Annotated in this window: 20 protein-coding genes and 2 pseudogenes; 13 read left to right on the top strand and 9 right to left on the bottom strand. The window is 70.7% G+C overall.

Going from position 1 to position 23,121, the window contains the following annotated elements; translation table 11 throughout:
• The first annotated feature begins 34 nt into the window (after positions 1 to 34).
• Both ABZV34_RS22410 and ABZV34_RS22405 read left to right on the top strand, forming a co-directional pair.
• A complete protein-coding gene (locus tag ABZV34_RS22410) occupies positions 35 to 2,965 on the top strand; it encodes an SNF2-related protein (protein ID WP_356279270.1) in 2,931 nt (976 codons plus the stop codon).
• A gap of 74 nt (positions 2,966 to 3,039) precedes the next feature.
• Entirely contained in the window at positions 3,040 to 5,019 is a 1,980-nt protein-coding gene (locus ABZV34_RS22405; RefSeq protein ID WP_356279452.1) for an SWIM zinc finger family protein, read from the top strand.
• Positions 5,020 to 5,077: 58 nt separating this feature from the next.
• Here ABZV34_RS22405 and ABZV34_RS22400 read toward each other — a convergent pair whose 3' ends face one another.
• The gene (locus ABZV34_RS22400) at positions 5,078 to 5,965 is read right to left on the bottom strand and encodes a LysR family transcriptional regulator (RefSeq protein WP_356279268.1); all 888 of its coding nucleotides are present in this window, start codon (positions 5,963 to 5,965) and stop codon (positions 5,078 to 5,080) included.
• A gap of 82 nt (positions 5,966 to 6,047) precedes the next feature.
• On the opposite strand from ABZV34_RS22400, the gene ABZV34_RS22395 reads away from it, so the two are divergent.
• The 6 genes from ABZV34_RS22395 (at position 6,048) to ABZV34_RS22370 (ending at position 12,681) form a co-directional block, all read left to right on the top strand.
• Positions 6,048 to 7,253, top strand: coding sequence for a thiolase family protein (locus ABZV34_RS22395; RefSeq protein WP_356279266.1), 1,206 nt, complete (start codon positions 6,048 to 6,050; stop codon positions 7,251 to 7,253).
• Entirely contained in the window at positions 7,250 to 7,918 is a 669-nt protein-coding gene (locus ABZV34_RS22390) for a 3-oxoacid CoA-transferase subunit A (RefSeq protein WP_356279263.1), read from the top strand. Before ABZV34_RS22395 ends, ABZV34_RS22390 begins: the two co-directional genes overlap by 4 nt.
• Entirely contained in the window at positions 7,915 to 8,589 is a 675-nt protein-coding gene (locus ABZV34_RS22385) for a 3-oxoacid CoA-transferase subunit B (protein ID WP_356279261.1), read from the top strand. The genes ABZV34_RS22390 and ABZV34_RS22385 overlap by 4 nt, the downstream gene beginning before the upstream one ends.
• A gap of 328 nt (positions 8,590 to 8,917) precedes the next feature.
• Positions 8,918 to 10,711 (top strand): FAD-dependent monooxygenase, encoded by a 1,794-nt coding sequence (locus tag ABZV34_RS22380; protein ID WP_356279258.1) that lies wholly within the window; start codon positions 8,918 to 8,920, stop codon positions 10,709 to 10,711.
• A 6-nt stretch (positions 10,712 to 10,717) separates the two neighbouring features.
• Positions 10,718 to 11,773 carry a maleylacetate reductase gene (locus ABZV34_RS22375; RefSeq protein WP_356279255.1) on the top strand — a complete coding sequence of 352 codons (1,056 nt, stop codon included), beginning with the start codon at positions 10,718 to 10,720 and terminating at the stop codon, positions 11,771 to 11,773.
• The gene (locus ABZV34_RS22370) at positions 11,770 to 12,681 is read left to right on the top strand and encodes a dioxygenase (protein ID WP_356279252.1); all 912 of its coding nucleotides are present in this window, start codon (positions 11,770 to 11,772) and stop codon (positions 12,679 to 12,681) included. The genes ABZV34_RS22375 and ABZV34_RS22370 overlap by 4 nt, the downstream gene beginning before the upstream one ends.
• A 56-nt stretch (positions 12,682 to 12,737) precedes the next feature.
• Here the strand turns inward: ABZV34_RS22370 and ABZV34_RS22365 are convergent, their stop codons facing one another.
• Both ABZV34_RS22365 and ABZV34_RS22360 read right to left on the bottom strand, forming a co-directional pair.
• A complete protein-coding gene (locus tag ABZV34_RS22365) occupies positions 12,738 to 13,679 on the bottom strand; it encodes a helix-turn-helix domain-containing protein (RefSeq protein WP_356279249.1) in 942 nt (313 codons plus the stop codon).
• Positions 13,680 to 13,967: 288 nt separating this feature from the next.
• Positions 13,968 to 14,513 carry a MarR family transcriptional regulator gene (locus ABZV34_RS22360; protein ID WP_356279247.1) on the bottom strand — a complete coding sequence of 182 codons (546 nt, stop codon included), beginning with the start codon at positions 14,511 to 14,513 and terminating at the stop codon, positions 13,968 to 13,970.
• Between the two features lie 28 nt (positions 14,514 to 14,541).
• Here ABZV34_RS22360 and ABZV34_RS22355 point away from each other — a divergent pair.
• Positions 14,542 to 15,063, top strand: a pseudogene (locus ABZV34_RS22355) (YceI family protein); the annotation flags it as partial.
• Between the two features lie 117 nt (positions 15,064 to 15,180).
• A complete protein-coding gene (locus ABZV34_RS22350; protein WP_356279449.1) occupies positions 15,181 to 15,744 on the top strand; it encodes an NAD(P)H-dependent oxidoreductase in 564 nt (187 codons plus the stop codon).
• A 409-nt stretch (positions 15,745 to 16,153) separates the two neighbouring features.
• Here the strand turns inward: ABZV34_RS22350 and ABZV34_RS22345 are convergent, their stop codons facing one another.
• Complete coding sequence (locus tag ABZV34_RS22345; protein WP_356279244.1) at positions 16,154 to 16,804, bottom strand: TetR/AcrR family transcriptional regulator; 651 nt, start codon at positions 16,802 to 16,804, stop codon at positions 16,154 to 16,156.
• Between the two features lie 224 nt (positions 16,805 to 17,028).
• Between ABZV34_RS22345 and ABZV34_RS22340 the strand changes: the two genes are divergently transcribed.
• Entirely contained in the window at positions 17,029 to 18,051 is a 1,023-nt protein-coding gene (locus tag ABZV34_RS22340) for an alcohol dehydrogenase catalytic domain-containing protein (protein ID WP_356279242.1), read from the top strand.
• A 99-nt stretch (positions 18,052 to 18,150) separates the two neighbouring features.
• Here ABZV34_RS22340 and ABZV34_RS22335 read toward each other — a convergent pair whose 3' ends face one another.
• Entirely contained in the window at positions 18,151 to 18,999 is an 849-nt protein-coding gene (locus tag ABZV34_RS22335; protein ID WP_356279239.1) for an SDR family NAD(P)-dependent oxidoreductase, read from the bottom strand.
• A gap of 830 nt (positions 19,000 to 19,829) precedes the next feature.
• Between ABZV34_RS22335 and ABZV34_RS22330 the strand changes: the two genes are divergently transcribed.
• On the top strand, positions 19,830 to 20,258 hold the full coding sequence (locus ABZV34_RS22330; protein WP_356279237.1) for a hypothetical protein: 429 nt from the start codon (positions 19,830 to 19,832) through the stop codon (positions 20,256 to 20,258).
• Positions 20,259 to 20,374: 116 nt separating this feature from the next.
• Here ABZV34_RS22330 and ABZV34_RS22325 read toward each other — a convergent pair whose 3' ends face one another.
• Entirely contained in the window at positions 20,375 to 20,608 is a 234-nt protein-coding gene (locus ABZV34_RS22325; protein ID WP_356279234.1) for a hypothetical protein, read from the bottom strand.
• Positions 20,609 to 21,717: 1,109 nt separating this feature from the next.
• Here ABZV34_RS22325 and ABZV34_RS22320 point away from each other — a divergent pair.
• Complete coding sequence (locus ABZV34_RS22320) at positions 21,718 to 22,089, top strand: helix-turn-helix transcriptional regulator (protein WP_356279232.1); 372 nt, start codon at positions 21,718 to 21,720, stop codon at positions 22,087 to 22,089.
• A gap of 51 nt (positions 22,090 to 22,140) precedes the next feature.
• On the opposite strand, the gene ABZV34_RS22315 is transcribed toward ABZV34_RS22320, so the two are convergent.
• The 3 genes and pseudogenes from ABZV34_RS22315 to ABZV34_RS22305 all read right to left on the bottom strand — a co-directional run.
• On the bottom strand, positions 22,141 to 22,350 hold the full coding sequence (locus tag ABZV34_RS22315) for a hypothetical protein (RefSeq protein WP_356279229.1): 210 nt from the start codon (positions 22,348 to 22,350) through the stop codon (positions 22,141 to 22,143).
• A gap of 33 nt (positions 22,351 to 22,383) precedes the next feature.
• Positions 22,384 to 22,833, bottom strand: a complete 450-nt coding sequence (locus ABZV34_RS22310) for a hypothetical protein (RefSeq protein ID WP_356279470.1) — start codon at positions 22,831 to 22,833, stop codon at positions 22,384 to 22,386.
• Between the two features lie 51 nt (positions 22,834 to 22,884).
• Positions 22,885 to 23,031, bottom strand: a pseudogene (locus ABZV34_RS22305) (IS3 family transposase); the annotation flags it as partial.
• Between the last annotated feature and the right edge of the window lie 90 nt (positions 23,032 to 23,121).

Here is a 23,121-nt window from a genome sequence, read left to right as displayed (position 1 = left end):
CCGATTCGACCGAGGGCGGGAGGTGACCGGACGTATGGGCGAGGCAGCCCCGAGGACCGACATCGCCGTGCCGGTGCGGCTCGCCGCCGTGTTCCTGCCCGCACCCCTGCCGCGTGACGGACGCGTCGCCTTCTGGGACCCGGACGGCGGACCACTGCCCGCCCCGGACGGCGGCCGGACGTCCACCCCGGACAGGGGATCGCCCCCCTACCCGGACGAGCCGCTCTACCCGGACAAGGGGACGCAGGCCTCCGCGGACGGCCCCGCGAGCGAACCGTTCCCCGGCCCGACCCGTCTCACGGTGGTACGGCCGCACGGTTCGGGGGTCCGCCGGAGCACCGTCCCCGCGCTCACCCTGCCGATCGCCGAAGCCCTGCCGCTGCTCGCCGGAGCCCGCCGCGACCGCGCCGCCCACCCCGCCACGGCCTGCTGGGGCGCGGCGGCCCTGCACGCCCTGCGCCTCGTCGCGCGGGGCCGTCTCCTGCCCGGACTGACACCCGAGGGCTTCGACGCCTGGCGCGCGGGCCCGCTGGACCCGGACGACATCGCGCACCTCCGCGCGCTGGCCGCAGCCCTCCCGTACGAGGGGCATGCCGTTCCCCTCCCCGGCAAGGGCCCTCTGCGGCTGCCCGAACCGGAAGCGCTGATCCGCTCCTTCCTGGACGCGGTCGCCGACACCCTGCCGCGCACCCCCGCCGCTCCCCACACCTCGGGGAAGCCCTTCGCGGCCCGCGAAGGGCAACGGCTGCCCGCCGCCCACGACTGGGCCGCGGAGGTCGCCGCGGGCATGGACGCCGGCGTACGGATCTCGCTCCGCCTGGACCTGTCGGCGTACCAGCTCTTCGACGACGGCGAGGGAGCGCGCCGCGCGGGCGCCGCCGTCGTCCAGGTCCACAGCCTCGCCGACCCCACGCTCGTCGTCGACGCCTCGGCGCTGTGGGCGGGAGAGGCCGACGCGGCCTTCGGTCCCCGCGCCCGGGTGGACGCGGCACTCGCCGTACGCCGCGCGGCCCGCGTCTGGCCACCCCTGGACCGTCTCTCCGAACAGGACGTGCCCGACGTCCTCGCCCTCTTCGAGGAGGAGCTGTCCGACCTGCTCGGCGTCGCGGCGACCCGCCTCGGCGCGGCCGGCGTCGCCGTGCACTGGCCCCGGGACCTCGCCCACGACCTGAGCGCGGCCGCGGTGGTGCGCTCCGCCCCCGGCTCGGCCACGGACGGCACGGGATTCTTCGAGAGCGAGGAACTTCTCCAGTTCCGCTGGCAGTTGGCGCTCGGCGGGGATCCGCTCACCGAGGCCGAGATGGACGCGCTCGCCGAGGCCCACCGTCCGGTCGTCCGGCTGCGGGACCAGTGGGTGCTGGTCGACCCCGCCCTCGTCCGCAAGGCCCGTAAGCGCGAACTGGGCCTGCTGGACCCGGTCGACGCGCTCTCCGTGGCGCTGACCGGCACCGCGGAGGTGGACGGCGAGACGGTCGAGGCCGTACCGGTCGGCGCGCTCGCCGCGCTGCGCGACCGGCTGACGGCCGGCGTCATCCCCGTCGAGCCGCCACCGGGTCTCCAGGCCCGCCTGCGGGACTACCAGCTCAGGGGGCTCGCCTGGCTGGACCTCATGACCTCGCTCGGCCTCGGCGGCTGCCTCGCCGACGACATGGGTCTGGGCAAGACCATCACCGTCATCGCCCTGCACCTGCGCCGGGCCCACGCCGAACCGACCCTGGTCGTCTGCCCGGCCTCGCTGCTGGGCAACTGGCAGCGGGAGATCACCCGCTTCGCCCCCGGTGTCCCCGTCCGCCGCTTCCACGGACCCGACCGCACCCTCGACGACCTCGACGGAGGCTTCGTCCTCACCACCTACGGCACGATGCGCTCGGCCGCGCCCCGGCTCGCCCAGCAGGCATGGGGCATGGTCGTCGCGGACGAGGCGCAGCACGTCAAGAACCCCTACTCGGCGACGGCGAAGGCTCTGCGGACCATCCCGACCCCCGCGCGCGTCGCCCTGACCGGCACCCCCGTGGAGAACAACCTCTCCGAGCTGTGGGCCCTCCTGGACTGGACGACCCCCGGCCTGCTCGGCCCCCTGAAGTCCTTCCGCGCCCGGCACGCACGCGCGGTGGAGAACGGCGAGGACGAGGAGGCGGTGACCCGCCTGGCCCGGCTCATCCGTCCCTTCCTGCTCCGCCGCAAGAAGTCCGACCCGGGAATCGTCCCCGAGCTCCCGCCCAAGACGGAGACGGACCACCCGGTGCCGCTGACCCGTGAACAGGCGTCGCTCTACGAGGCGGTGGTCCGTGAGTCGATGCTCGCGATCGAGACCGCCGAGGGCATCGCCCGGCGTGGCCTCGTCCTCAAGCTGCTGACCTCCCTCAAACAGGTGTGCAACCATCCGGCGCTGTTCCTCAAGGAGGACACGCAGGCCGCCGCCCACGGGCACGCCGCCCGTTCGGGGAAGCTGGCCCTGCTCGACGAGCTCCTGGACACCCTGCTCGCGGAGGACGGCTCGGCACTCGTCTTCACCCAGTACGTGGGGATGGCCCGCCTGATCACCGCCCACCTCGCCGCGCGCGCCGTCCCGGTGGAGCTGCTGCACGGCGGCACCCCGGTCGCCGAGCGCGAACACATGGTGGACCGCTTCCAGAGCGGCGCCACCCCTGTCCTGGTGCTGTCCCTCAAGGCCGCGGGCACCGGTCTGAACCTCACCCGGGCCGGCCATGTCATCCACTTCGACCGCTGGTGGAACCCCGCGGTCGAGGAACAGGCGACCGACCGCGCGTACCGCATCGGCCAGACCCAGCCCGTCCAGGTCCACCGCCTCATCACCGAGGGCACGGTGGAGGACCGCATCGCCGAGATGCTCGAAGCGAAGCGGGCGCTGGCCGACGCGATCCTCGGCTCCGGAGAGGCCTCCCTGACCGAACTGACCGACCGCGACCTGTCGGACCTGGTCTCACTCCGGAGGACCGAGTGAGCGCTTCCACGGACGAGGGACGGCCGGAGCCCGGCGGAACGGACGGACAGGAAGAGCCCCGCGCCGCAGACTCCGTGCGCCCCGCGCCCCAGAGCGCGCGCCCCGCCGACGCGGCCCGCCGTGCCCTGCGGGCCGCGCGGGAGAGCGAGGGGCGGGGAACGGCGGCCGAGGACGAGCCGGACCCTCCGGCCGAGGCGACGCCCGTCACCCCGGTCACTCCGGTCACTCCGGGCGGCCGACCGGGCGACGCGGCCCGACAGGCGCTGCGCCGCGCCACCACGCGGGGGAGCGTCCCAAGTGCCGGTGCCGGTGATGTGCCGCCCGCCGAGGGCACTGCGCCCCCTCCCGCACCCGCCGAGTCCGGCGAACCTCCGGTGGACGGATCCGCGACCGGACCGGACGGCCAGGTCGGCAAGGCCCCGGGCGTCACGCGTCCGGCTGATGTCGCCCGCCAGGCCCTGCGCGCCGCACGCGGCGAAGCACGGCAGGCGCGGACGGACGCCGACGACGAGGCGGCCGAGCCCCGACACCGGACCGCCGACCGGACACCGCCGACCGGTTCGCCGGCCCGTCGGACCCCGCGCGGCCTCGACCCGGGAGCGCGGACCCGGGATGTACGGGGCCTCCTCGCCGGAGCCTTCGAGCTGCCCGGCACCGATCCCCGGCCCCGTGCGATGCGACCGCCGATCCCCGACGCCACTCCGCTGCCCGGCGCGCGTACCGCCGTGCCTACGGGGACACCCGACGCAGGGACACCCGACGCAGGGACACCGAACCGTCGGGCCACGCGGTCCATGGGGTCGCCGGGGCGGGACGGCGAGCTGCGCCGTACGTTCCCCACGCTCCCGGCCCGGACGCCGGACGCGGAGGCGTTCGCGCGGACGTGGTGGGGCAATGCCTGGGTGAGCGCCCTGGAGGAGGGCGCGCTCGACGCGGCGCGGCTGGCGCGGGGCCGGGCCTACGCGGACAAGGGACGGGTCGACGCCATCACGGTCACCCCGGGGCTGGTGCTGGCGTACGTGCACGGGAGCCGTCCGCGGCCCTACCGTGTACAGGTCGCCCTGCGGACGCTGGACGACGCGGACTGGGACCGCTTCCTCGACGCGGCCGCCGAGCGGCCCGGCCACATCGCGGCGCTGCTCGACAAGGAGATGCCCCGCTCGCTCGCCGACTGCGGGGCCGACCTGCTCCCCGGCCCCGGCGACCTCGCACCGCACTGCAGCTGCCCCGACTCCGGCCACCCCTGCAAACACGCGGCGGCGCTCTGCTACCAGACGGCACGCCTGCTGGACGAGGACCCGTTCGTCCTGCTTCTGCTGCGCGGCCGGGGCGAGCGTGAGCTGCTCGACGGACTCTCCCGCCGCAACGCGGCCCGTGCGGCCCGCGCCGCCCAGGAGCAGGAGCCGGCGTCCCTTCCGGGCCTACGGGCGCGGGACGTCCTCGCCCGCCGGAGCCTGCCGCCCCTTCCGGCCCCCCTGCCCGCGCCCGCGCACCCCGAGCAGCCGCCGACCTACCCGGGCGCGCCGGGCGGCCCCGACCCGTTCGCGCTCGACCAGCTGGCCACGGACGCGGCGGCCCGCGCGTACGCGTTGCTGACCGCGGGCCGCGACCCGGTCGCGGAGCTGACCCTCTGGCAGGACGCGGTCCGGCTCGCCGCGGCCCGCCCCGGTTCCGGACTCACCGCGGCCACGCGCGCCCTCTACTCCTCGCTCGCCTCGGCAGCCGGCCGCACCCCGGCCGACCTGGCGCGTGCGGTCGCCGCCTGGCGCCAGGGCGGAATCGAGGGGCTGAGCGTGCTCGAAGAGCCCTGGGACCCGCCCGCGGGCCGCTTCGACCGAGCCCGCCCGCTCCTGCTCGCCGCCGACCTCCCCGCCTTCCGCCCCTGGCGCAACCACCTCACGCACCCCCGCGGCCACGCCCAACTGCGCCTGGGTCACGACGGTCTCTGGTACGCGTACGAATCGGAACCGGGTCAGGACGACTGGTGGCCGCGCGGCACCCCCGACCTCGACCCCGTCGGCGCCCTCACGGGCCTCGGCGCACCCGGGGAGTAACTTCGCGGACCGACCGCTCAGGCCCGTACCGGCGAGGGGCGGGCGCACGCGTCGCGACTCAGGCGCGCACGCACTGTTCGATGATCGAGGCGACGTGCTGCACGGCCGGTGAGTTGCGGTGCGCTCGGCGGGCCAGGACGAGATCGATGGTCTCCGTCTCGGCGAGCGGTACGTAGGTCACGCCGTCGAGCCGCAGGCTCCGCACCGACTGGGGCACGAGCGCGACGCCGTGTCCCGCGGCCACGAGGACGACGAGGGTCGCGGTCTCGCCGACCTCGACGAGGGACGAGGGCTGGAATCCGGCCCGTGCGCAGGCTGACAGGACGCGGTCGTACATGGCGGACCGCGGCTGTGAGGGGTGGACGACGAAGGGTTCGTCGGCCAGCGCGCTCAGCGCGATCCGCTCGTCGGCCGCCAGCGGATGGTGGGCCGGCAGCACGGCCATCAGGGGTTCGGTGCGCAGCGGTGTGAGGTGCACCCCCTCGACCCCGGCCGCGCCCGCACGGGACACGGCGAGGTCGTACGCGCCGGTGAGCAGGCCTTCCACGAGCTCCGGGGTGATCAGCTCGCCGCGCAGGTCAAGGGTGAGCTGAGGCAGCCGGGACCGTACGGTGCGGGCGACGCGGGGCAGGACGTCGTAGGTGGCGGTTCCGATGAACCCGACGGAGACGCGGCCGACGTGGCCGGTGGCGAGCTCCGCCATGTGGACGCGGGCGCGTTCGGCCTCGGTGACCAGCGTACGGGCGTACGGGGTCAGGTGACGGCCCGCCTCGGTGAGTTCCACGTGCCGGGTCGAACGGTGGAAGAGGGCGATGCCGAGTTCGCGTTCCAGTGCCTTGATCTGCTGCGAGAGGGCCGGCTGGGCGACGTGCAGGCGGGCCGCCGCGCGCCCGAAGTGGCACTCCTCCGCGAGAGTGAGGAAATAGCGGGCCTGACGCAGTTCCATGACACCAGCTTATAAGGCTGCCTTATTAATTGCTCGATACTGTGTCTTGGACGTGATGAAGCGGGCGACCTACCGTGAATACGTGACCGACAGTTATGTGTACGCAGCGGCAAGAACTCCCTTCGGACGGTTCGCCGGCGCTCTCGCCGGCATACGGCCCGACGATCTCGCGGCGCTCGCCGTGAACGGAGTCCTGGCGAAGGTGCCAGAGCTTGATCCGAGCGGTATCGACGACGTGGTCTGGGGAAACGCCAACGGCGCCGGCGAGGACAACCGCAACGTCGGCCGGATGGCCGTGCTCCTGGCCGGACTGCCCACCTCGGTTCCCGCCACGACCGTCAACCGGCTGTGCGGCTCCTCCCTGGACGCGGCGATCATGGCCTCCCGGGCCATCGAGACCGGTGACGCCGACATCGTGCTGACCGGTGGTGTGGAATCGATGACCCGGGCTCCTTGGGTGCTGCCGAAGCCCGAGCGCGGCTTTCCCGTCGGCGACGTGACCGCCGTGTCCACGGCGGTCGGCTGGCGGCTGGTCAACGAGCGCATGCCGAAGGAGTGGACGGTCTCCCTGGGCGAGGCCAACGAGCAGTTGGCCGACCGTTTCGACGTCTCGCGGCAGCGGCAGGACGAGTTCGCCGTGCGCTCCCACAACCTCGCCGACGCCGCCTGGGAGGCAGGCTTCTACGACGACCTGGTGACGCCGGTCGCGACCGACGGCAAAGGCGGCACGCTTGCCCGGGACGAGGGCATCAGGCCCGGGTCCACGATGGACAAGCTCGCCGCTCTCCGCCCGGCCTTCCGCCCCGACGGTGTGATCACGGCGGGCAATTCCTCGCCGCTGAACGACGGCGCCTCCGCCGTGCTGCTCGGCTCAGGGGCCGCCGCCACCCGTATCGGTGTTGATCCGCTGGCCCGCATAGCCGGGCGCGGAGTGTTCGCACTGGACCCGCAGATGTTCGGCTTCGCGCCGGTGGAGGCGGCGAACCGGGCCCTGAAGAGCGCCGGCATCACGTGGGCCGACGTGTCCGCGGTCGAACTCAACGAGGCGTTCGCCGTGCAGGCACTGGCCTGCGTGGACGCCTGGAAGATCGATCCCGCGATCGTCAACACCAAGGGCGGGGCCATCGCGCTCGGCCACCCCCTGGGCGCCTCCGGCGGCAGGCTCCTGGGCACGCTCGCGCACCGGCTGAAGGAGTCCGGCGGGAGATGGGGCGTCGCGGCGATCTGCATCGGCGTGGGCCAGGCGCTCACCGTCGTCCTGGAGAACGTCACGGAGACCGGCCGATGACCATGCGACTGTGTGCCCACGCCGACGAGGCCGTCGCCGGCATCGAGGACGGTTCGACGGTGCTGGTCGGCGGCTTCGGGATGGCCGGAATGCCGGTCGACCTGATCGACGCGCTCATCCGCCAGGGCGCGACGGACCTGACGGTCGTGTCCAACAACGCGGGCAACGGCGACACCGGGCTGGCCGCCCTGCTGGCGAAGGGGCGGGTCCGCAAGGTCGTCTGCTCCTTCCCCCGACAGTCCGACTCGTACGTTTTCGACGGCCTCTACCGGGCCGGCAGGATCGAGCTGGAAGTCGTGCCGCAGGGCAACCTCGCGGAGCGGATGAGGGCGGCCGGTGCCGGTATCGGCGCCTTCTTCTGCCCCACCGGAGTCGGGACCCTGCTCGCCGAAGGCAGGGAGACCCGCGTCATCGACGGCCGTACCTACGTCCTGGAGTATCCGATCAAGGGCGACGTCGCGTTGATCGGCGCCCACCGGGCCGATCGCATGGGCAACCTCGTCTACCGCAAGACCGCCCGCAACTTCGGGCCCGTCATGGCCACCGCCGCGACCACCGTGATCGCACAGGTCCGCGAGATCGTCGACACCGGCATGATCGACCCCGAGGCCGTGGTGACGCCGAGCATCTATGTCGACCGCGTGGTACAGGAGACGACCGCATGACCCCGATCCGACAGACGGCGGACAGCGAGCGCGGCCCGCTGGGCAAGTCCGAGATCGCCGCCCTGGTGGCCCGCGACATCCCCCACGGCGCGTTCGTCAATCTCGGCATCGGCCAGCCGACAGCCGTCGCCGACCACCTGTCGGCCGACTCCGGCGTGGTGCTCCACACCGAGAACGGCATGCTCAACATGGGGCCCGCCGCCCAGGGCGATGAGATCGACCACGATCTCACCAACGCCGGCAAGGTTCCCGTGACCGAACCGCCCGGAGCGGCCTACTTCCACCACGCGGACTCCTTCGCCATGATGCGCGGCGGCCACCTGGACATCTGCGTCCTGGGTGCCTTCCAGGTCTCCGCGGCCGGGGACCTCGCCAACTGGCACACCGGCGCACCCGACGCCATCCCCGCCGTCGGCGGAGCCATGGACCTGGCGATCGGTGCCAAGAAGGTCTTCGTCATGATGACGCTGTTCACGAAGGACGGCGCCCCCAAGCTGGTTCCACGGTGCACCTACCCGCTGACCGGGCTGGGCTGCGTCGACCGCGTCTACACCGACCTCGCGGTCTTCGACATCACCCCGGCGGGCGTCGCGGTGCGGGAGACCTTCGGCATCACCGTCGACGAGCTCGCGGGCCGCCTCGAACTGCCGCTTCTGCCCGCCGCGATCTGACATCCCCTCGACATCCGTGCGGCGCCCGGCCTTCGGGACGGAATCGGACCACCCTGCGGTCCTGCCCGGCGGTCCCGCGCGGCCGGTGATCCGAACCGGCGCGCACGCCTCCGCCGGCCCCCACGACCAGACCGCGTGCGGGGGAGAAGGGGCCGCCCAGGTCCCCGCCGGCGCACACCCGGCGCGTCCCGAGACCCGCCGTCCTTCCCGAATCCGCCACTCCTTGGCATTCCCGCCGACATGGCCCCACGCCATTCCGTGCCTGCCCACCCCGTCCCACACTGACGTTTCCGGCAGTGACGCCGGATTCACGAAAGGCCATCACGAAATGCCGGAATTCAACGACGGGACCCCAGAGACCGAACTGCCCTCCGACTCCATCGTGACCACCGAGGTCGTCGTCATAGGCTCGGGGCCGGCGGGCGCCAGCGCCGCACTGCTCCTGTCGACACTGGGCATCGACACCATCATGATCACCAAGTACCGGTGGACCGCGAACACGCCCCGCGCGCACATCACCAACCAGCGCGCCATGGAGGTCTTCCGCGACCTCGGCATCGAGCCGCAGGTGCTCGCGGACGCCACCGAGCACGGCCTGGTCGGGGACACCGTGTTCTGCACGAGCATCACCGGCGAGGAGATCGGCCGCATCCACACCTGGGGGACCCGCCCCGACCGTGAGGCCGACTACCGGCTCGCCTCCCCCTGCCTGACCGTGGACATCCCCCAGACCTACCTCGAACCGATCCTGGTACGGAACGCGACACAGCGCGGTGCCCACACACGGTTCTCCACCGAGTACCTCTCCCACACCCAGGATGCCGACGGCGTCACCGTCGAGGTCCTCGACCGGCTGACCGGCGCGCAGTACAGCATTCGCGCCAAGTACCTGATCGGCGCCGACGGCGCCCGCTCGAAGGTGGCCGCCGACATCGGCCTGCCGTTCGAGGGCGCGATGGACATCGCCGGTTCGATGAACATCACCTTCAAGGCGGACATCTCCCGGTACGTCTCCCACCGGCCCTCCGTCCTGTACTGGGTCGTACAGCCGGGCTCCGACGTGGGCGGCATCGGCGCGGGCCTGGTGCGCATGATCCGCCCCTGGAACGAGTGGCTGATCGTGTGGGGCTACGACATCGGCGACGAGCCCCCCGTCGTCGACGAGCAGGCGGCGATCCAGATCGTACGGAACCTCCTGGGCATGCCGGACCTGGACGTCGAGATCACGGGCACCAGCCTCTGGGGCAACAACGAGATGTACGCGAGCCGCCTGCACCTCGGCCGGGTGTTCTGCGCCGGCGACGCCGTGCACCGGCACCCGCCGAGCAACGGCCTGGGCTCCAACACCTCGGTCCAGGACGCCTACAACCTCGCCTGGAAACTGGCCGCCGTGCTCAGAGGCCAGGCCGCTCCGGCACTGCTGGACACCTACACCGACGAACGCGCCCCCGTCGCGGAACGCATCGTGAAGCGGGCCAACCGGTCCAGCCGGGAGTTCGTGGAGATCTTCGAGGCCCTCGGTGTCCTCGACGCGCGGACCGAGGCGGACATGGCCGCCGCGATCGAGGAACGCAAGGACAACACCCCCGCCGGCGCCGCCAAACGGGCCGCGCTCGTACGGGCCATGGACCTGAAGAACTACGAGTTCAACGCGCACGGCGTCGAACTGGGCCAGTTCTACGCCTCCTCGGCGGTTCTGTCCGACGGGTCCACCCGCCCCGCCCCCACCCGGGACACGGACCTGTACTACGAGATGTCCACGGTTCCCGGCTCCCACCTGCCGCACGCCTGGGTCGGCGACAGCAGCCGGCGCCTCGCGCTGATGGACCTCGCCCCCTACACCCGGTGGACGCTGCTCACCGGCATCGCCGGCGAGGCGTGGGCACAGGCCGGCGAGAAGATCGCCCGGGAACTCGGTGTCCCGCTCGAGACGGTCGTCATCGGTCCGGGCCGTGAGGTCACCGACCTGTACTACGACTGGGCGAAGCTGCGCGAGGTCGAGGAGAGCGGAGTGCTGCTGGTGCGTCCGGACAAGCACATCGCGTGGCGTGCCATGACTCTGCCCGAAGACCCCGAGGGCCGGCTGCGCCAGGCCCTGCTCTCGATCCTGGGAAGGGACTGAGCCACCATGCGTTTCCTCCACGACACCCTGCCGCAACGGGTGCACTTCGCCTCCGGTGAGGCGGCGGAGAGCCTCACGGCCGAGATCGCCTCCCTGGGCGCCCGACGCGTGATGGTGATCGCCGGCGCGGGTGAGCGCGAGATCGCCGAGCGCGTCACGAGCGGCCTGCCCGTCGTCCACCGGCACGATGACGTCGTGATGCACGTCCCTGTCGAGGTCGCCGAGCGGGCCCGTACGGCAGCCGCCGCGCACGACGCCGACGTCCTGGTCAGCATCGGCGGCGGTTCGACCACCGGCCTGGCCAAAGCGGTCGCGCTCACCACCGGGCTGCCGATCGTCGCCGTTCCCACCACCTACGCCGGTTCCGAGGCCACCCCCGTCTGGGGGCTGACCGAGGGCTCCACCAAGACCACCGGCACCGACCGCAAGGTCCTGCCGCGCGCGATCGTCTACGACGCCTCGCTGACGCTGAGCCTGCCCGCGGCCCTGAGCGCCGCCTCCGGCCTGAACGCCGTCGCGCACTGCGTCGACTCCCTGTGGGCCCCCCGCGCCGACCCCATCAACCAGGCCCTCGCCGCCGAGGGTGTCCGGGCGCTCCGCACCGGACTGCCCATGGTCGTCAAGGAACCCGACGCGCTGCCCGGCCGCGAGCAGGCGCTCTACGGTGCCTATCTGTCCGCCCTGGCCTTCGCGTCCGCCGGATCAGGGCTCCACCACAAGATCTGCCACGTCCTGGGAGGCATGTTCAACCTCCCGCACGCCGCCACCCACGCCGTCGTCCTCCCGTACGTCCTCGCCTTCAACGGGACCGCCGCCCCCGAGGCCGAGGAACGCCTCGCCGAGGCCTTCGGCACACCCACCGCCCGGGAGGGTCTCGCCCGGCTGCGCGAACGGCTCGACGCACCGCGCTCGCTCGGCGACCTCGGCATGCCGTCCGGCGGCATCGCCTCGGCGGCCGAAGCCGTGGTCGCCGCCGCACCGGCCGGCAACCCGAGCCCTGTCACCCTGCCGGCGATCACCGACCTGCTCCGCATGGCCTGGGAAGGAGCCGAACCGCGATGACCCACACCCCCGCCACCACCGAGAACGCACCCGACGACAAGCAGCGGGAAATCGAAGCCGAGGTCACACGCCAAGTCCTGGAGTCCTTCGCCGACTGCACCGATCCGCGGCTGCGGCAGGTGCTGGAGTCCCTCGTCCAGCACCTGCACGCGTTCGTCCGGGATGTCCGGCTCACCGAGAAGGAATGGGACCTGGGCATCGACTTCCTCACCCGCACCGGTCACCTCACCGACGACCGGCGCCAGGAGTTCATCCTCCTGTCGGACGTCCTCGGAGTCTCGATGCAGACCGTCGCCGTCAACAACGAGGCGTACGGCGAGGCGACGGAAGCCACCGTGTTCGGACCGTTCTTCGTCGAGGACAGCCCCGGGATCGAGCCGGGGGGCGACATGGCCTTCGGCGCCGTGGGTGAACCCTGCTGGGTCGAGGGCACCGTCACCGACACCGTGGGCAAACCGGTCCCCGGGGCACGCGTCGAGGTGTGGGAAGCCGACGAGGACGGCTTCTACGACACCCAGTACGACGACGACCGCACCGCCGCGCGCGCCCACCTGTTCACCGACACCGACGGCCGCTACCGCTTCTGGGGGCTGACCCCCACTCCGTACGCCATCCCGCACGACGGTCCGGTCGGGCAGCTCCTGGCGGCCACCGGCCGGTCACCCATGCGTGCCTCGCACCTCCACTTCATGGTCAGTGCTCCCGCTCTGCGCACCCTCGTCACCCACATCTTCGTCCGTGGCGACGAACACCTCGACAGCGACGCCGTCTTCGGTGTGAAGGAGTCCCTCGTCAAGGAGTTCCACACGCAGGAACCGGGCAGCCCGACGCCCGACGGACGTGACCTCGGTGACCGGGTCTGGTCCCGGGTGCGGTTCGACATCGTGCTCGCCCCCGACGGCACCTGACCGCTCCGGGCCGACCGGTCGCCGGCACCCCTTGCCGGCGGACCGGCCGCCCGCGTTCATCCCAGGACGCGGCCACCACGCAGGACATCAGCGGCACCCACGCCGTGCCGCTCCTTGAACCGGTGCGAGAAATAGGAGGCCGACCCGAAACCACAGGCCGCGCCCGCCTCGGCCACACTCCCGGGCCATCCCGCGACGAGCAGCGAGCGGGCGCGGTCGAGACGCCGGCCGAGGAGGTACTGCGGAAGGCTCTCACCACCGTGGGCGAACACGCGGGACAGATGCCGCTCGCTGACCCCGATACCCCGGGCGACGTGAGCCGCGGAGAGCCCGGGCTCCGTCAGATGTTCGTCGATGTAGGCCCGGGCCGTCGCGAGGTGTACGGCCGCTGTGGCCGGCGGGCGGCCCGACACCACGCTGCCGAGCAGCTCCAGCACGATGTCCTCGTCCACCGCCTCGGACGACTCCGGCCGCACCGCCCGGCCGACCATCCGGGCCAGCGCCCTGGCCTGCGCGGCTCCCTCGTCGACGTCGAAGACCATGGGCTGGGACAGCTGCGGTCCGCCGAGATCCCGCCAGACCGACCGGGGTACCTTCACCGCCAGCTCTTCCAGCCCCTGCGAGAAGCCCCGTATGAAGGGCCGGTCCGCATCGCAGACGATCAGCTGGCCCGGGTGCAGCACCCGCACCCCGTCATCGTGGTAGAAGAAGGCGTCCCCGGCGAGCGCGAAGTAGCAGGCGATCGCCTCCGACGGCAGGTCCCGGACCACCGAGCGGGTCCGTTCCACGACATGGGGCCCGCCCGCGACACGAGCCAGGTCGACGTGCGGCAGGTGGAGGTTGATCTCCGTCGCCTCGAGCGCGTCGTCACGCAACGAGCGACAGTGCACGCCGATGAGGGCTGCCGCGTTGTGCGCCTCCCACAGGGCGACGCGCCGGCCCTCGGGGAGGCCGACCGTGCTGAACAGAACAGGGCCGGTTCCCATCCCGCTTGTCATCCCCCCAGAGTAACGGCGTTCCACGCCGGAGCTCAGGGCCGTGAGGAGGCGCCGCACGAAGCCTGGCGTGGAGGACCCGGGAAGGGCCGCGAAGGTGGGGGGACGATGGCCGGTCAGCCGGTCAGCCGGTCAGCCGGTCAGCCGGTCAGCCGGTCAGGAAGGGTCAGTCGGTCAGGAAGGGTCAGCCGGTGTATCCGGTGGCGCCCACCGTTGCTCCGGCCGCAGCCGGACACCGGCTGCGCGACCGGAGCCGGACACCGGCTGCGGCAGAGCTCGCACCGGGATTTGTCACCCGGTGGCGTCCTGGTGCGGAAGCTGCTCGACGGTGTCCTCACCGCAGCAACTCCGTTGCTCCTGGCGGTCGATCCTCTCGCTGATCTTCGCGGCGACGCTGCGCAGACTGTCCAGTTCGGCGGGGACCAGACCGTCGAAGATGAGGTCGAGTACCCGGGCCACGTGTCCGGGGGCGGCTTCGGCGAGATGGGCGTGACCTGCGTCGGTCAGGATCGCGTGGGTGTAGCGGCCGTTGGTGGGGTCGGGCTCGCGGCGGACGAAACCCCGGCGTTCCAGCCTGCTGATCAGATGGGAGAGGCGGGACAGTTCGGAGTTGGCGAGGACGGCCAGGTCGCTCATGCGCATGCGGTGTCCCGGCTGGTCGGACAGTCCGGCGAGGACGTAGTACTCGACGTACCGCAGGCCCGCGTCCTGCTGCAGCTGCGTCTCCAGGGCGGTGGTCAGCCTGTGCAGCATCAGGCCGAATCGCTGCCATGTCTCCAGCTCCGCGGGGGTCAGCCAGCGGCGCTGATCGTTCGGGTGCGGAGGCTGTTCGGGCATGTCAGGAGTCTATCCGGCGTGAACGTTCATGCGTCGGAGCTCACACTTGAATCTTCATGAGTCCCAACCTAGGGTGGGACATGAAATTTCAAGCGAGAGAGAGTCCCGTGTGACTGCCGAGGGTTTTTCCCAGGGCGAGTACGTCATCGACCCGTCCCGTTCCAGCATCGATTTCTCCGCCAAACACCTGTTCGGCCTGGGAGGTGTCCGGGGCAGCTTCACGCTGCGCTCGGGGACCGTCGCCATCGCCGAGCCCGCCACCGACTCCCACGTGGGGGCCGTCGCCGACGCGAGCAGCTTCCACAGCGGTAGCGCGGCGCGCGACCGGAAGGTGCTGTCGCGGACGTTCCTGGACACCGACAGTCACCCGGACATCACCTTCACGTCCACTGGTGCCCATCGCGACGCCGACGGCACATGGAGGCTGGACGGCCTCCTCACGGCCCGCGGCGTCCGGGCGCCGGTCGTGTTCACCGTGACGCGCGCCCGGATGCTCGACGAGGAACTCGAGTTGACGGCCACGGCGACGGTGGACCGATACGCGCACGACATCACAGCCATGAAAGGCATGGCAGGCCGGTACCTGTGGCTCAGCGCCACGATCCGCGCCCGCCGCGCCCCCGCCGGCCCGGTCTCGCACCGGCCCGCCCATCAAGGAGAAGACCTCATGAGCGACCTGAAGATCGCCGTCATCCTCGGCAGCACCCGGCCCGGCCGCAACGGCAAGGCTGTCGCGGACTGGGTGGTGGACCGGTCCGGCGCCCGTACCGGTGTCGAGTACGAGCTGGTCGACCTCGCCGACTACCCGCTGCCCCACCTGGACGAGGCCATGCCGCCCGCCATGGGTCAGTACCAGGGTGAACACACCAAGACCTGGGCGGCCAAGATCGCCGAGTTCGACGGGTACATCTTCGTGACCCCCGAGTACAACCACTCCACCTCCGGTGTACTCAAGAACGCGATCGACTACCTGTACGGGGAGTGGAACAACAAGGCCGCCGCCTTCGTCTCCTACGGTTCCCTCGGCGGCGCTCGGGCCATCGAGCACCTCCGGGCCGTAGCCAGCGAACTGCAGCTGGCCCACGTGCGTCAGCAGCTGTCCTTCTCGCTGTTCACCGACTTCGAGAACTTCTCCGTCTTCAAGCCGGCCGAGCAGCACGACGCTGCCGCGACCGCCCTGTTCGACCAGCTGGAGTCCTGGGCCCGCGCCCTCAAGACCGTCCGGGTCTGACCCCTCGCCCCTCGGAAGGCGGGCGGCGGGAAGACCGTCCACCGGAGGTCCGGTCCCGGAACAGACTGCGGTCAGGTTCCGGGACCGCACCCGTTGTCCCGCCGTTCGGTCACCGGGCCAGGCGACGCGGTGTCTCCTCGCTTTACGTGGTCGTCGCGCCGTCGCGCCGTCGTGGCTCGTGGGGCGAGCGGCCCGGCGCCGCGACGCAGGGCCGCTGCTGATGCGCCTGGCCCTCGGCCCGCGAACGGCGAGCGACGGAACGCGAAAACTCCCCGCCCGGTTCCCTGGGGGAGGTCTGCACGGCACGGCACGCGTCGAGACGTCCCACGCCAGAATCGAATTCCGCGTCAGGCACCTACGTCTCGGCGTGTTGCTGTACGTGGTGTTCTACGTTGTTGTACGCGGTGTTCTACCCGCGGACCGCCCCGGCCCGCAGCCCGTCGAGGGGCTGCGCCGCGGTCTGGAGAAGCGCGGCCATCAGGGCCGCCGCGGTGCCGACCTCGAGGCCGTTGGCGCGGACGAGCGACTGCCAGGTGCTGAATGCGGCGGCGTGGCGGACCGCGGCCGTGAGGGTCGGGCGGGCGGCCGGGGCGGGGGAGTAGCCGGCGACCAGAACCTGAGTGATCGCGTCGATCTTCTCCTCGTAGGAGTCGACACTGGGCCTGATGCCGGGAATGTGGTCGCCGTCTCTGAGGACATTGGTCAGCATGCCCTCGACGGCGTCGTAGAAGCGGTACAGGTCACCGAGCGCCCCGACGGCCCGCTCATTCGGCGACGGGATCTCCTGCCATCTCGTGAGATCCGGCCAGGGGTTGCGCTGCCAGTACTCCGTGGAGCACGCCGAGAACAGGTCTTCCTCGGTGGGGAAGTGCCGGTAGACGGTGTGCCGCTGCACCCCGGCCAGCGAGGCGATGCCGGCGATGGTGGTGCGGGCGGGCCCGATCGTTCCGTGCAACTCGATCGCCGCGCCCGTGATGCGGCTCCGCGTCTCGCCCATCGTGTCGGCGCGACGCCGCATCTCGTACTTGCGGCCGGTGCTCTGCTCGTCCGCTGTCGTCACTGCAGCTCCGGTCCTCACGGTCGCGGGTCGAATCCGGGCGGCCCAGGGTAAATGACTATACATCACTGTGCATCGAAAATTTCACTGCACATCACTGTCTTCTGAACCTTGACGGACTCGACGATGCGAGTTTTCATGGAACAGTGCCGTGCATTGAAATCGCCCGCCCCGCGGGACGAGGCGCCTCGATCGCGGCGGTTCCCCGAAAACCATGGAGGAGAGTCATGTCGCAGATGCGGTCAGTAGTCGTACCCGCCCTAGGGGCGCACTGGGAGGTGAGGACGGTGGAGGCTCCGGAGGCAGGTCCGGGGCAGGTGCTGGTGAAGGTGCATGCCAGCGGGATCTGCGGTACGGACGTGTGGATCACCGAGGGGAAACTCGCGTTCGGTGCCGAGTTCCCCATGACGCTGGGCCACGAGGGCGCGGGGGAGGTCGTCGCGGTCGGCGCGGGTGTCACCTCCCGGGCCGTCGGTGACCGTGTCGGCCTGGTGACTCTGCAGACGGGCTGCGGACGGTGCGCATGGTGTCGCCGGAAAGAGCCGCTGGACTTCGTCACCGCCGCGAACTGTGAGCGTCCGGTGCTGACCGGCATGAATGTCGCCGGTGCGAACGGTGAGTACGTGGCCGTGAGCGCGGAGGCGACGGTGCTCCTGCCCGAAGGGCTCTCCTACGAGCACGCGGCACCCCTGATGTGTGTGGGCTACACGGCCTGGAGCGGCCTGCGGCGCGCCGATCCGCAGCCCGGTGAGCGTGTCGCGGTGTCCGGGGTCGGCGGAATGGGCCATCTGGCCCTCCAGTACGCCAAGGCGGCCGGGTTCACGACGATCGCCGTCACCGGATCGCCCGACAAGCGGGACCTGGCTCACCAACTGGGCGCGGACCTGGTGGTGTCGAACGGTGCGGAGCTGCGCGAGGCGGGTGGAGCGGACGTGCTGATGCACACCAACAGCTCCAACCGCGCGGTGGCGGATGCCTTCCAGGGCGTCGCACCCCACGGCCGGGTCGTACTCATGGGCATCGCCTTCGACGAGCTCGCGGTTCCCAACATGCCGATGATCATGAACAGCATCCAGATCCTCGGCTCCGCCCACAACGGCCCCCAGTACCTGACGCAGGCCCTCCAGATCGCCGCCACGGGCAAGGTCACGCCCATGGTGGAGGTCTACGGCAAGCACAGGGCCGCCGAGGCCTATCAGCGCACGGCGGAGGGGAAGGCCCGCTTCCGGACGGTCATCACCCACGACTGACGGCAGATCACTCGGCTGTGACCCGCCGGCAGTCGGCGATGTATCGGCGCGGAGCACGCGTGTCCACGCCACCCGGCGGCGTCGGAGGCTCGAACACGCTCAGGCGATCCAGGCGCTGGTCATGCCGAGCACCTTTGACCCGTCCGGGTCGGCGAGCTTGGGACCGATGAAGGCACGGGCCACGTCCGAGGTCTGGACCCGCAGCACGGGGCGCTCGGAGGTCAGCGCCGTGACGACGACGGCGGCAGCGTCATGGGCGGACTGGGCGGTGGCGAAGGCGCCCGCGGTGCGGGTCAGGTAGGCGTCCATGGCGGTCGCGTAGGGGCCCAGACGCTCCGCCATGGCGCTCCGGTCGTCGGGCAGTCCCACGTTCGCGACGAATTCACTGGCCACGGCCCCCGGCTCGACGAGTGTGACGTCCACTCCGACAGCGGCGGCGACGGGTGCCAGAGCCTCCAGGTAGCCCTCGACGGCGAACTTCGCCGCGCAGTAGGCCTCGTTGAACGGCTGCCCGACGACACCGCCGACGCTGGAAACGGCGAGGACCCGGCCTCCGGTGGCGCGCAGGTGCGGCAGGGCGGCGGCGGTGGTGTTCAGGACACCGAAGAAGTTGACTTCCATGACGCGCCGGGCGACCTCCACTCCGTCCACTTCGAGTGTGCCGACATGGCCCGATCCGGCATTGTTGATCACCGCGTGCAGGGCGCCGTGGTCGGTGACGACTCCCGACACGCACTCCTGTACAGAGGCGGGCTCCGTCACGTCCAGGCGACGGACCTCGATCAACTCGGTCACCCGTGCCGCGGCCGCCGCCTCGTTGAGCGCGTCGGCCTTTCCGGTGTCGCGCATGGTGGCGACGACTCGCCACCCGGCGCGGGCGGCGCCCAGGGCCGTCTCCAGGCCGATGCCGGTGGAGGTACCGGTGATCAGGACGGTCTTGCCGGTCATGAGGACTCGCATTTCGTAGGAGGGGATCGGGCGCACGGGGTCGGGATGCGGGGTTCCCGAGCCAGGCGCGGACCCCGCGAGAGGGATCATGTCCCTTGGAGAACGCTCCAAGGCAAATGGCACACCGGCGAGACGCTCCGGGTCGGACACCGCGGTTCATCCGGGTCGCTCAGGGTTCCTCGGATGCCAGATGCCGACGCACGCCGACGCACGCCCTGCTCCCGGACGCCTCGCGCGCGGTCGCACTCCGGTCACCCGAGAAATCATCGCGGCGGCCGCGAGCATGGCCGCGTACACGACGCCATCCTGCTGACGAGCCTCGACACGCAGCGCAGCGCAGGGCACGCAGCGCACGACACGCAAAGCAACGCGCGCAACGCGACGCACGACACGCAACACACGCAACGCAACCCATCCGCATTCACAGCCGCCATGTGGAGCAGTCCCCGAAACCCGCCACCATGAGCCGGCGCACTCAACGAAAGGCGGGGCGAAAACACCGGGTGATGTGCGTCAGCGACATCGGCCCATCTCCTTCTTTTCCATTACTGCACTCCGTGCAACGCGGGGCATCGATAGGGAGGAGTCCCGCCGGGAAGTCCCTTGATTTCCGGTGCGATGACAGTCGGGTGTTTCACCTGGTCGAGCAGCACATGAAAGGCGAAGCCTTGTGGCAGGCGTTCCCGCACGTCGTTGACCTGCCTTTCCGTGCGTCGTACCGGAGTTGACCACGGTCGGCCTGAATTTGCCTTACGTGACGGTTTCGAAATGTGAGGTAACGTCAGATCGAGCAGCAGGGCAGAAGGTCCTGGTGTTCGAAAGGAGATTAAGTGAAGAGTATTGCCAAGGGAGTGGCGAGCGCACTTATGGCGGTCGGCGTCGTAATGGCGCCGCTGGCCGTGCAGGCTTCCGCCGCGCCGCTTACCGGTGCTGCCACCACGACGTCGGCGAGCGCCCGGAGCAACCCGTTCCCTGTGCGGGACCACGCGTCGGGCCAGTACCGTCGTGACGGCGATCGGTGGGAACACCGCAACTTCGCCCAGGACGACCGGCGACGTCACCGCGGTGACTGGCGTGACGACCAGTGGCTGTACCGCGGCGACTGGCGTGACGGCGACCGGTATTACCCCGGCGACTGGCGTGACGGCGACCGCGATCGTTCCTGCCGCCGGCATTACGACCAGTACCGCTACACGTACCGGTACCGGTACGACCGCCGCCACCAAGCCTGGGGGTGCTACCTGTACGGGCGCCTCTGAGCGGGCCGCATCGCGCGCTGCCCGTCGTCAGGGAGGCGACGGGCAGCGGCGCTTCAGGTGAAAGGAGAAGCCCGCCGCAGAGGGATGGCGAGCCCTTGTCGATCGTCGCACGGAGGTCACCGGAACCTGTAGACCGCGAGGATTTCACCCTCGGTGATGACATAGGAATCGGGACGCCGTGTACTGAAAGTGAGCATGGCGGACCGCAAGCTTTGCAATTCCGTCGCGTTCAGAACTACATTTGCCGCCTTGAGCACGTCGAACCAGTCCGGATCCAACCTCGCCAGACGCAACTCTCCGGAAAGCAAGATCACCGGCTCCCCGATGCTGCCGCGTACGACAGCAGTCACAGACGCTCCTTGTACGAAGAGCACTTGAACCGCCTCTCGCCGGAGTAGAATTTGCGACCGATTATTCCTTGGTAGCGCACGAGGATATCTTCTCTATCCTGAATTTTCGGCATATCCCACCAACAGTTGAGAGAGAACACACGGTCGACGGCAGCGGCAGACGCGCCGTCATCCTCACCAGCCCGCAGCCCGCAGCCCGCAGCCCGCAGCCCGCAGCCCGCAGCCCGCAGCCCGCAGCCCGCAGCCCGCAGCCGCCGGGCGTCCGCCTGACCGGCCGCGAGGGCGAACTGGACGCCGCCTGCCGCTCGCATGGGGGAGTGGACCGCCGATCCGCTGGGACACGAACGCCCCGGTGAGCCGTCATCGAGGTTCCCTGCCGCCGAATGGACGGTGCCGTCGAGCCGGGCGGCGAGCGCGCGAGCCGGTGCGAGGGGCGGAGCTCGATGTGGTTAAAGAATCAAGGTGTTGCTTCCGCGGATCGGGCTCGTTGATGCGGTATGGACGCATCGCAGGCGACTGATGGTCAACTCGCCCTGAGATCATGGGTATTGGTCAAGCCCGCGATCGCCGAGAGGCCGCGTGCCCGGTGATCGGAGTGGACAACCAGAAGAGGGAGATGGCCGACCAGGACGAGTACGGCGGCCGTGAGTAGCTGTCGGAAGGGGAGCCGGCCGAGGTCGAAACGCACGTCTCTCTGGATCGGCGGCGGTCGGGAAAGCCATTCCGTAGGGGATCGACGATCTCGCCTCGACCACCACCCGCACGGAGGCGAAGGCGCGGCCGGACCATCGGTCCCGGCCCACGATCGGCGCGGTGTCCCCGCGGAACCGCACGCGTGGCTGGAGTGCGAGCGAGCGTTCGAGCCGAGTGCCGGCGCTGCCTTCCGTGACGTGGACAACGGTCCTACCGCCGCCGGTTGGCTGCAATGTGCACCCGTATCGGCGGTACTCCCTCCTCCGGAGAGGTCACACCACCGGGGGGAGGGGGGTGGCGAAAGGCGGCGAAGGGAGGCGAAGGGCGGCGAACGGAAGATCGTACGAAGCTATCCGGTTGAGGGCCGTTAGACTCATTGACAGGCTGCCATTCCCACTTCACAGGAAGAACCGGCGGTGCCCAACACACTGCAGGAAATGATCAAACGTAAGTTGGACCAGAATGGTTGGTCCTACAACGATGTGGCGCGACGTGGTGGTATCTCCCGCTCGACGGTCCACCATCTGGCCACCTCGGTGCGGCTGGCGCAGCTGCCGCAACAGACGACTTTGGAGGGCTTGGCCAAGGGACTGGGTATCCCCGTGGCCCCTGTGCAGCGGGCTGCCGCCGAGGCCGCCGGGGTCAACCTGTACTTCGAGAACGCGCCCGAGACCACGGATCCGGAGGTGGAAATCCTGATTGCGAGTGTGCACAAGCTGACTCCGAAGGACCGTCGACATGTGGCGGTGCTGGTGGAGTCGCTGCTTCAGGAGGACGGGCAGGCGTAGGACAACCGCGCGGGGGACGAGGGCGGTTGGCGGCCAGCGTCGGGACGGCCTTCAGTCGACCGGCGCCCTTCCTGCCACGGTGATCCACGTGATGACGGTCTGCACCGTGATGCGGTCGAGTTCGGCGACGTCGAAGACGGCCTGTACGTCGCCGACCTCCAGCACGACACCGGCCGCGTCGAGAGCAGCGTACAGAAGCATGCGGTGGGTCGCTCCGGAGTGGGGGATGGTGGCCGTGCCAGGAGCGGCATCAGCGGTCAAGGGTGGAGTGGAGTGCATGCGTCCGTGCCATTTCTAGGAGGGGGAGTTCCTTCCGGGAGCGGGTGCCTGGTGATCCAGGCTGCCCAGGGTCTCCGACAGCGCCGCGCGTCGCGGGGCGAGGCCGGCCTGAGCCCGCAACGCCGCGAGCACATGCTGATGGTTCTCCCGGAACGCCTCGGCCACCGCGTGGTCGTACCGGTTGTCGGGTATCGCGGGGCCGGGGGCACAGTCCCTCTGCTCGGCCCGGTCGGTGAGGGCGCACGTGAAGAACCCGCCCCTTGCCGCGTCGAGAAGGTCCACGGTGCTCATGAGCAGGGTGAGAGCCGCGTTCGATGCGGGCTGGACGAGTGCGGGGCCTGCGATGACCGGGCGACTCACACCGCGCAGGTGACGGTACGTCGTGTCCAGGGCCACCACTCCGCCGAGGATGCCCTCAGGCGTGCGGCGGGCGAGGACACCGGTGAACCCACGACTGCCGGGCACGACAGGCCGCGTAGAACCGGGCTCCTCGTGGACACCCCCGTGCCTGCCGCGGATACCCGCCTGGTTCATGAGGCGTTCCACCGTCCCATGGCTGATGCGGACACCTGAGCGGTGCTCGAGTTCCTGACGGATACGGCGGTATCCGAAGGCCGAGCCGGATTCTCTGTGGATATCGAGGATCAGTTGGGTCAGCCACACGTGTCGAAGTTCCCTCGCCGACGGGAGACGCCCACGCCAGGCGTAAAATCCGGACTCCGACACCTTGAGAAGACCGATGACTCTCCGGGT

This window comes from Streptomyces sp. NPDC005195 (assembly GCF_040608315.1).
Taxonomy (GTDB): domain Bacteria; phylum Actinomycetota; class Actinomycetes; order Streptomycetales; family Streptomycetaceae; genus Streptomyces; species Streptomyces kaempferi.
Note: the sequence above shows the minus strand (reverse complement) of the source record. Positions and strands in the feature narration are given on the sequence as shown.

What these genes read in the sequence shown, in the direction of transcription:
- ABZV34_RS22410 (WP_356279270.1), top strand. Translation starts at nt 35, where the DNA reads ATGGGCGAGGCAGCCCCGAGGACCGACATCGCCGTGCCGGTGCGGCTC.
- ABZV34_RS22400 (WP_356279268.1), bottom strand. Translation starts at nt 5,965, where the DNA reads ATGGAACTGCGTCAGGCCCGCTATTTCCTCACTCTCGCGGAGGAGTGC.
- ABZV34_RS22390 (WP_356279263.1), top strand. Translation starts at nt 7,250, where the DNA reads ATGACCATGCGACTGTGTGCCCACGCCGACGAGGCCGTCGCCGGCATC.
- ABZV34_RS22385 (WP_356279261.1), top strand. Translation starts at nt 7,915, where the DNA reads ATGACCCCGATCCGACAGACGGCGGACAGCGAGCGCGGCCCGCTGGGC.
- ABZV34_RS22380 (WP_356279258.1), top strand. Translation starts at nt 8,918, where the DNA reads ATGCCGGAATTCAACGACGGGACCCCAGAGACCGAACTGCCCTCCGAC.
- ABZV34_RS22375 (WP_356279255.1), top strand. Translation starts at nt 10,718, where the DNA reads ATGCGTTTCCTCCACGACACCCTGCCGCAACGGGTGCACTTCGCCTCC.
- ABZV34_RS22370 (WP_356279252.1), top strand. Translation starts at nt 11,770, where the DNA reads ATGACCCACACCCCCGCCACCACCGAGAACGCACCCGACGACAAGCAG.
- ABZV34_RS22365 (WP_356279249.1), bottom strand. Translation starts at nt 13,679, where the DNA reads ATGACAAGCGGGATGGGAACCGGCCCTGTTCTGTTCAGCACGGTCGGC.
- ABZV34_RS22360 (WP_356279247.1), bottom strand. Translation starts at nt 14,513, where the DNA reads ATGCCCGAACAGCCTCCGCACCCGAACGATCAGCGCCGCTGGCTGACC.
- ABZV34_RS22350 (WP_356279449.1), top strand. Translation starts at nt 15,181, where the DNA reads ATGAGCGACCTGAAGATCGCCGTCATCCTCGGCAGCACCCGGCCCGGC.
- ABZV34_RS22340 (WP_356279242.1), top strand. Translation starts at nt 17,029, where the DNA reads ATGTCGCAGATGCGGTCAGTAGTCGTACCCGCCCTAGGGGCGCACTGG.
- ABZV34_RS22335 (WP_356279239.1), bottom strand. Translation starts at nt 18,999, where the DNA reads ATGACCGGCAAGACCGTCCTGATCACCGGTACCTCCACCGGCATCGGC.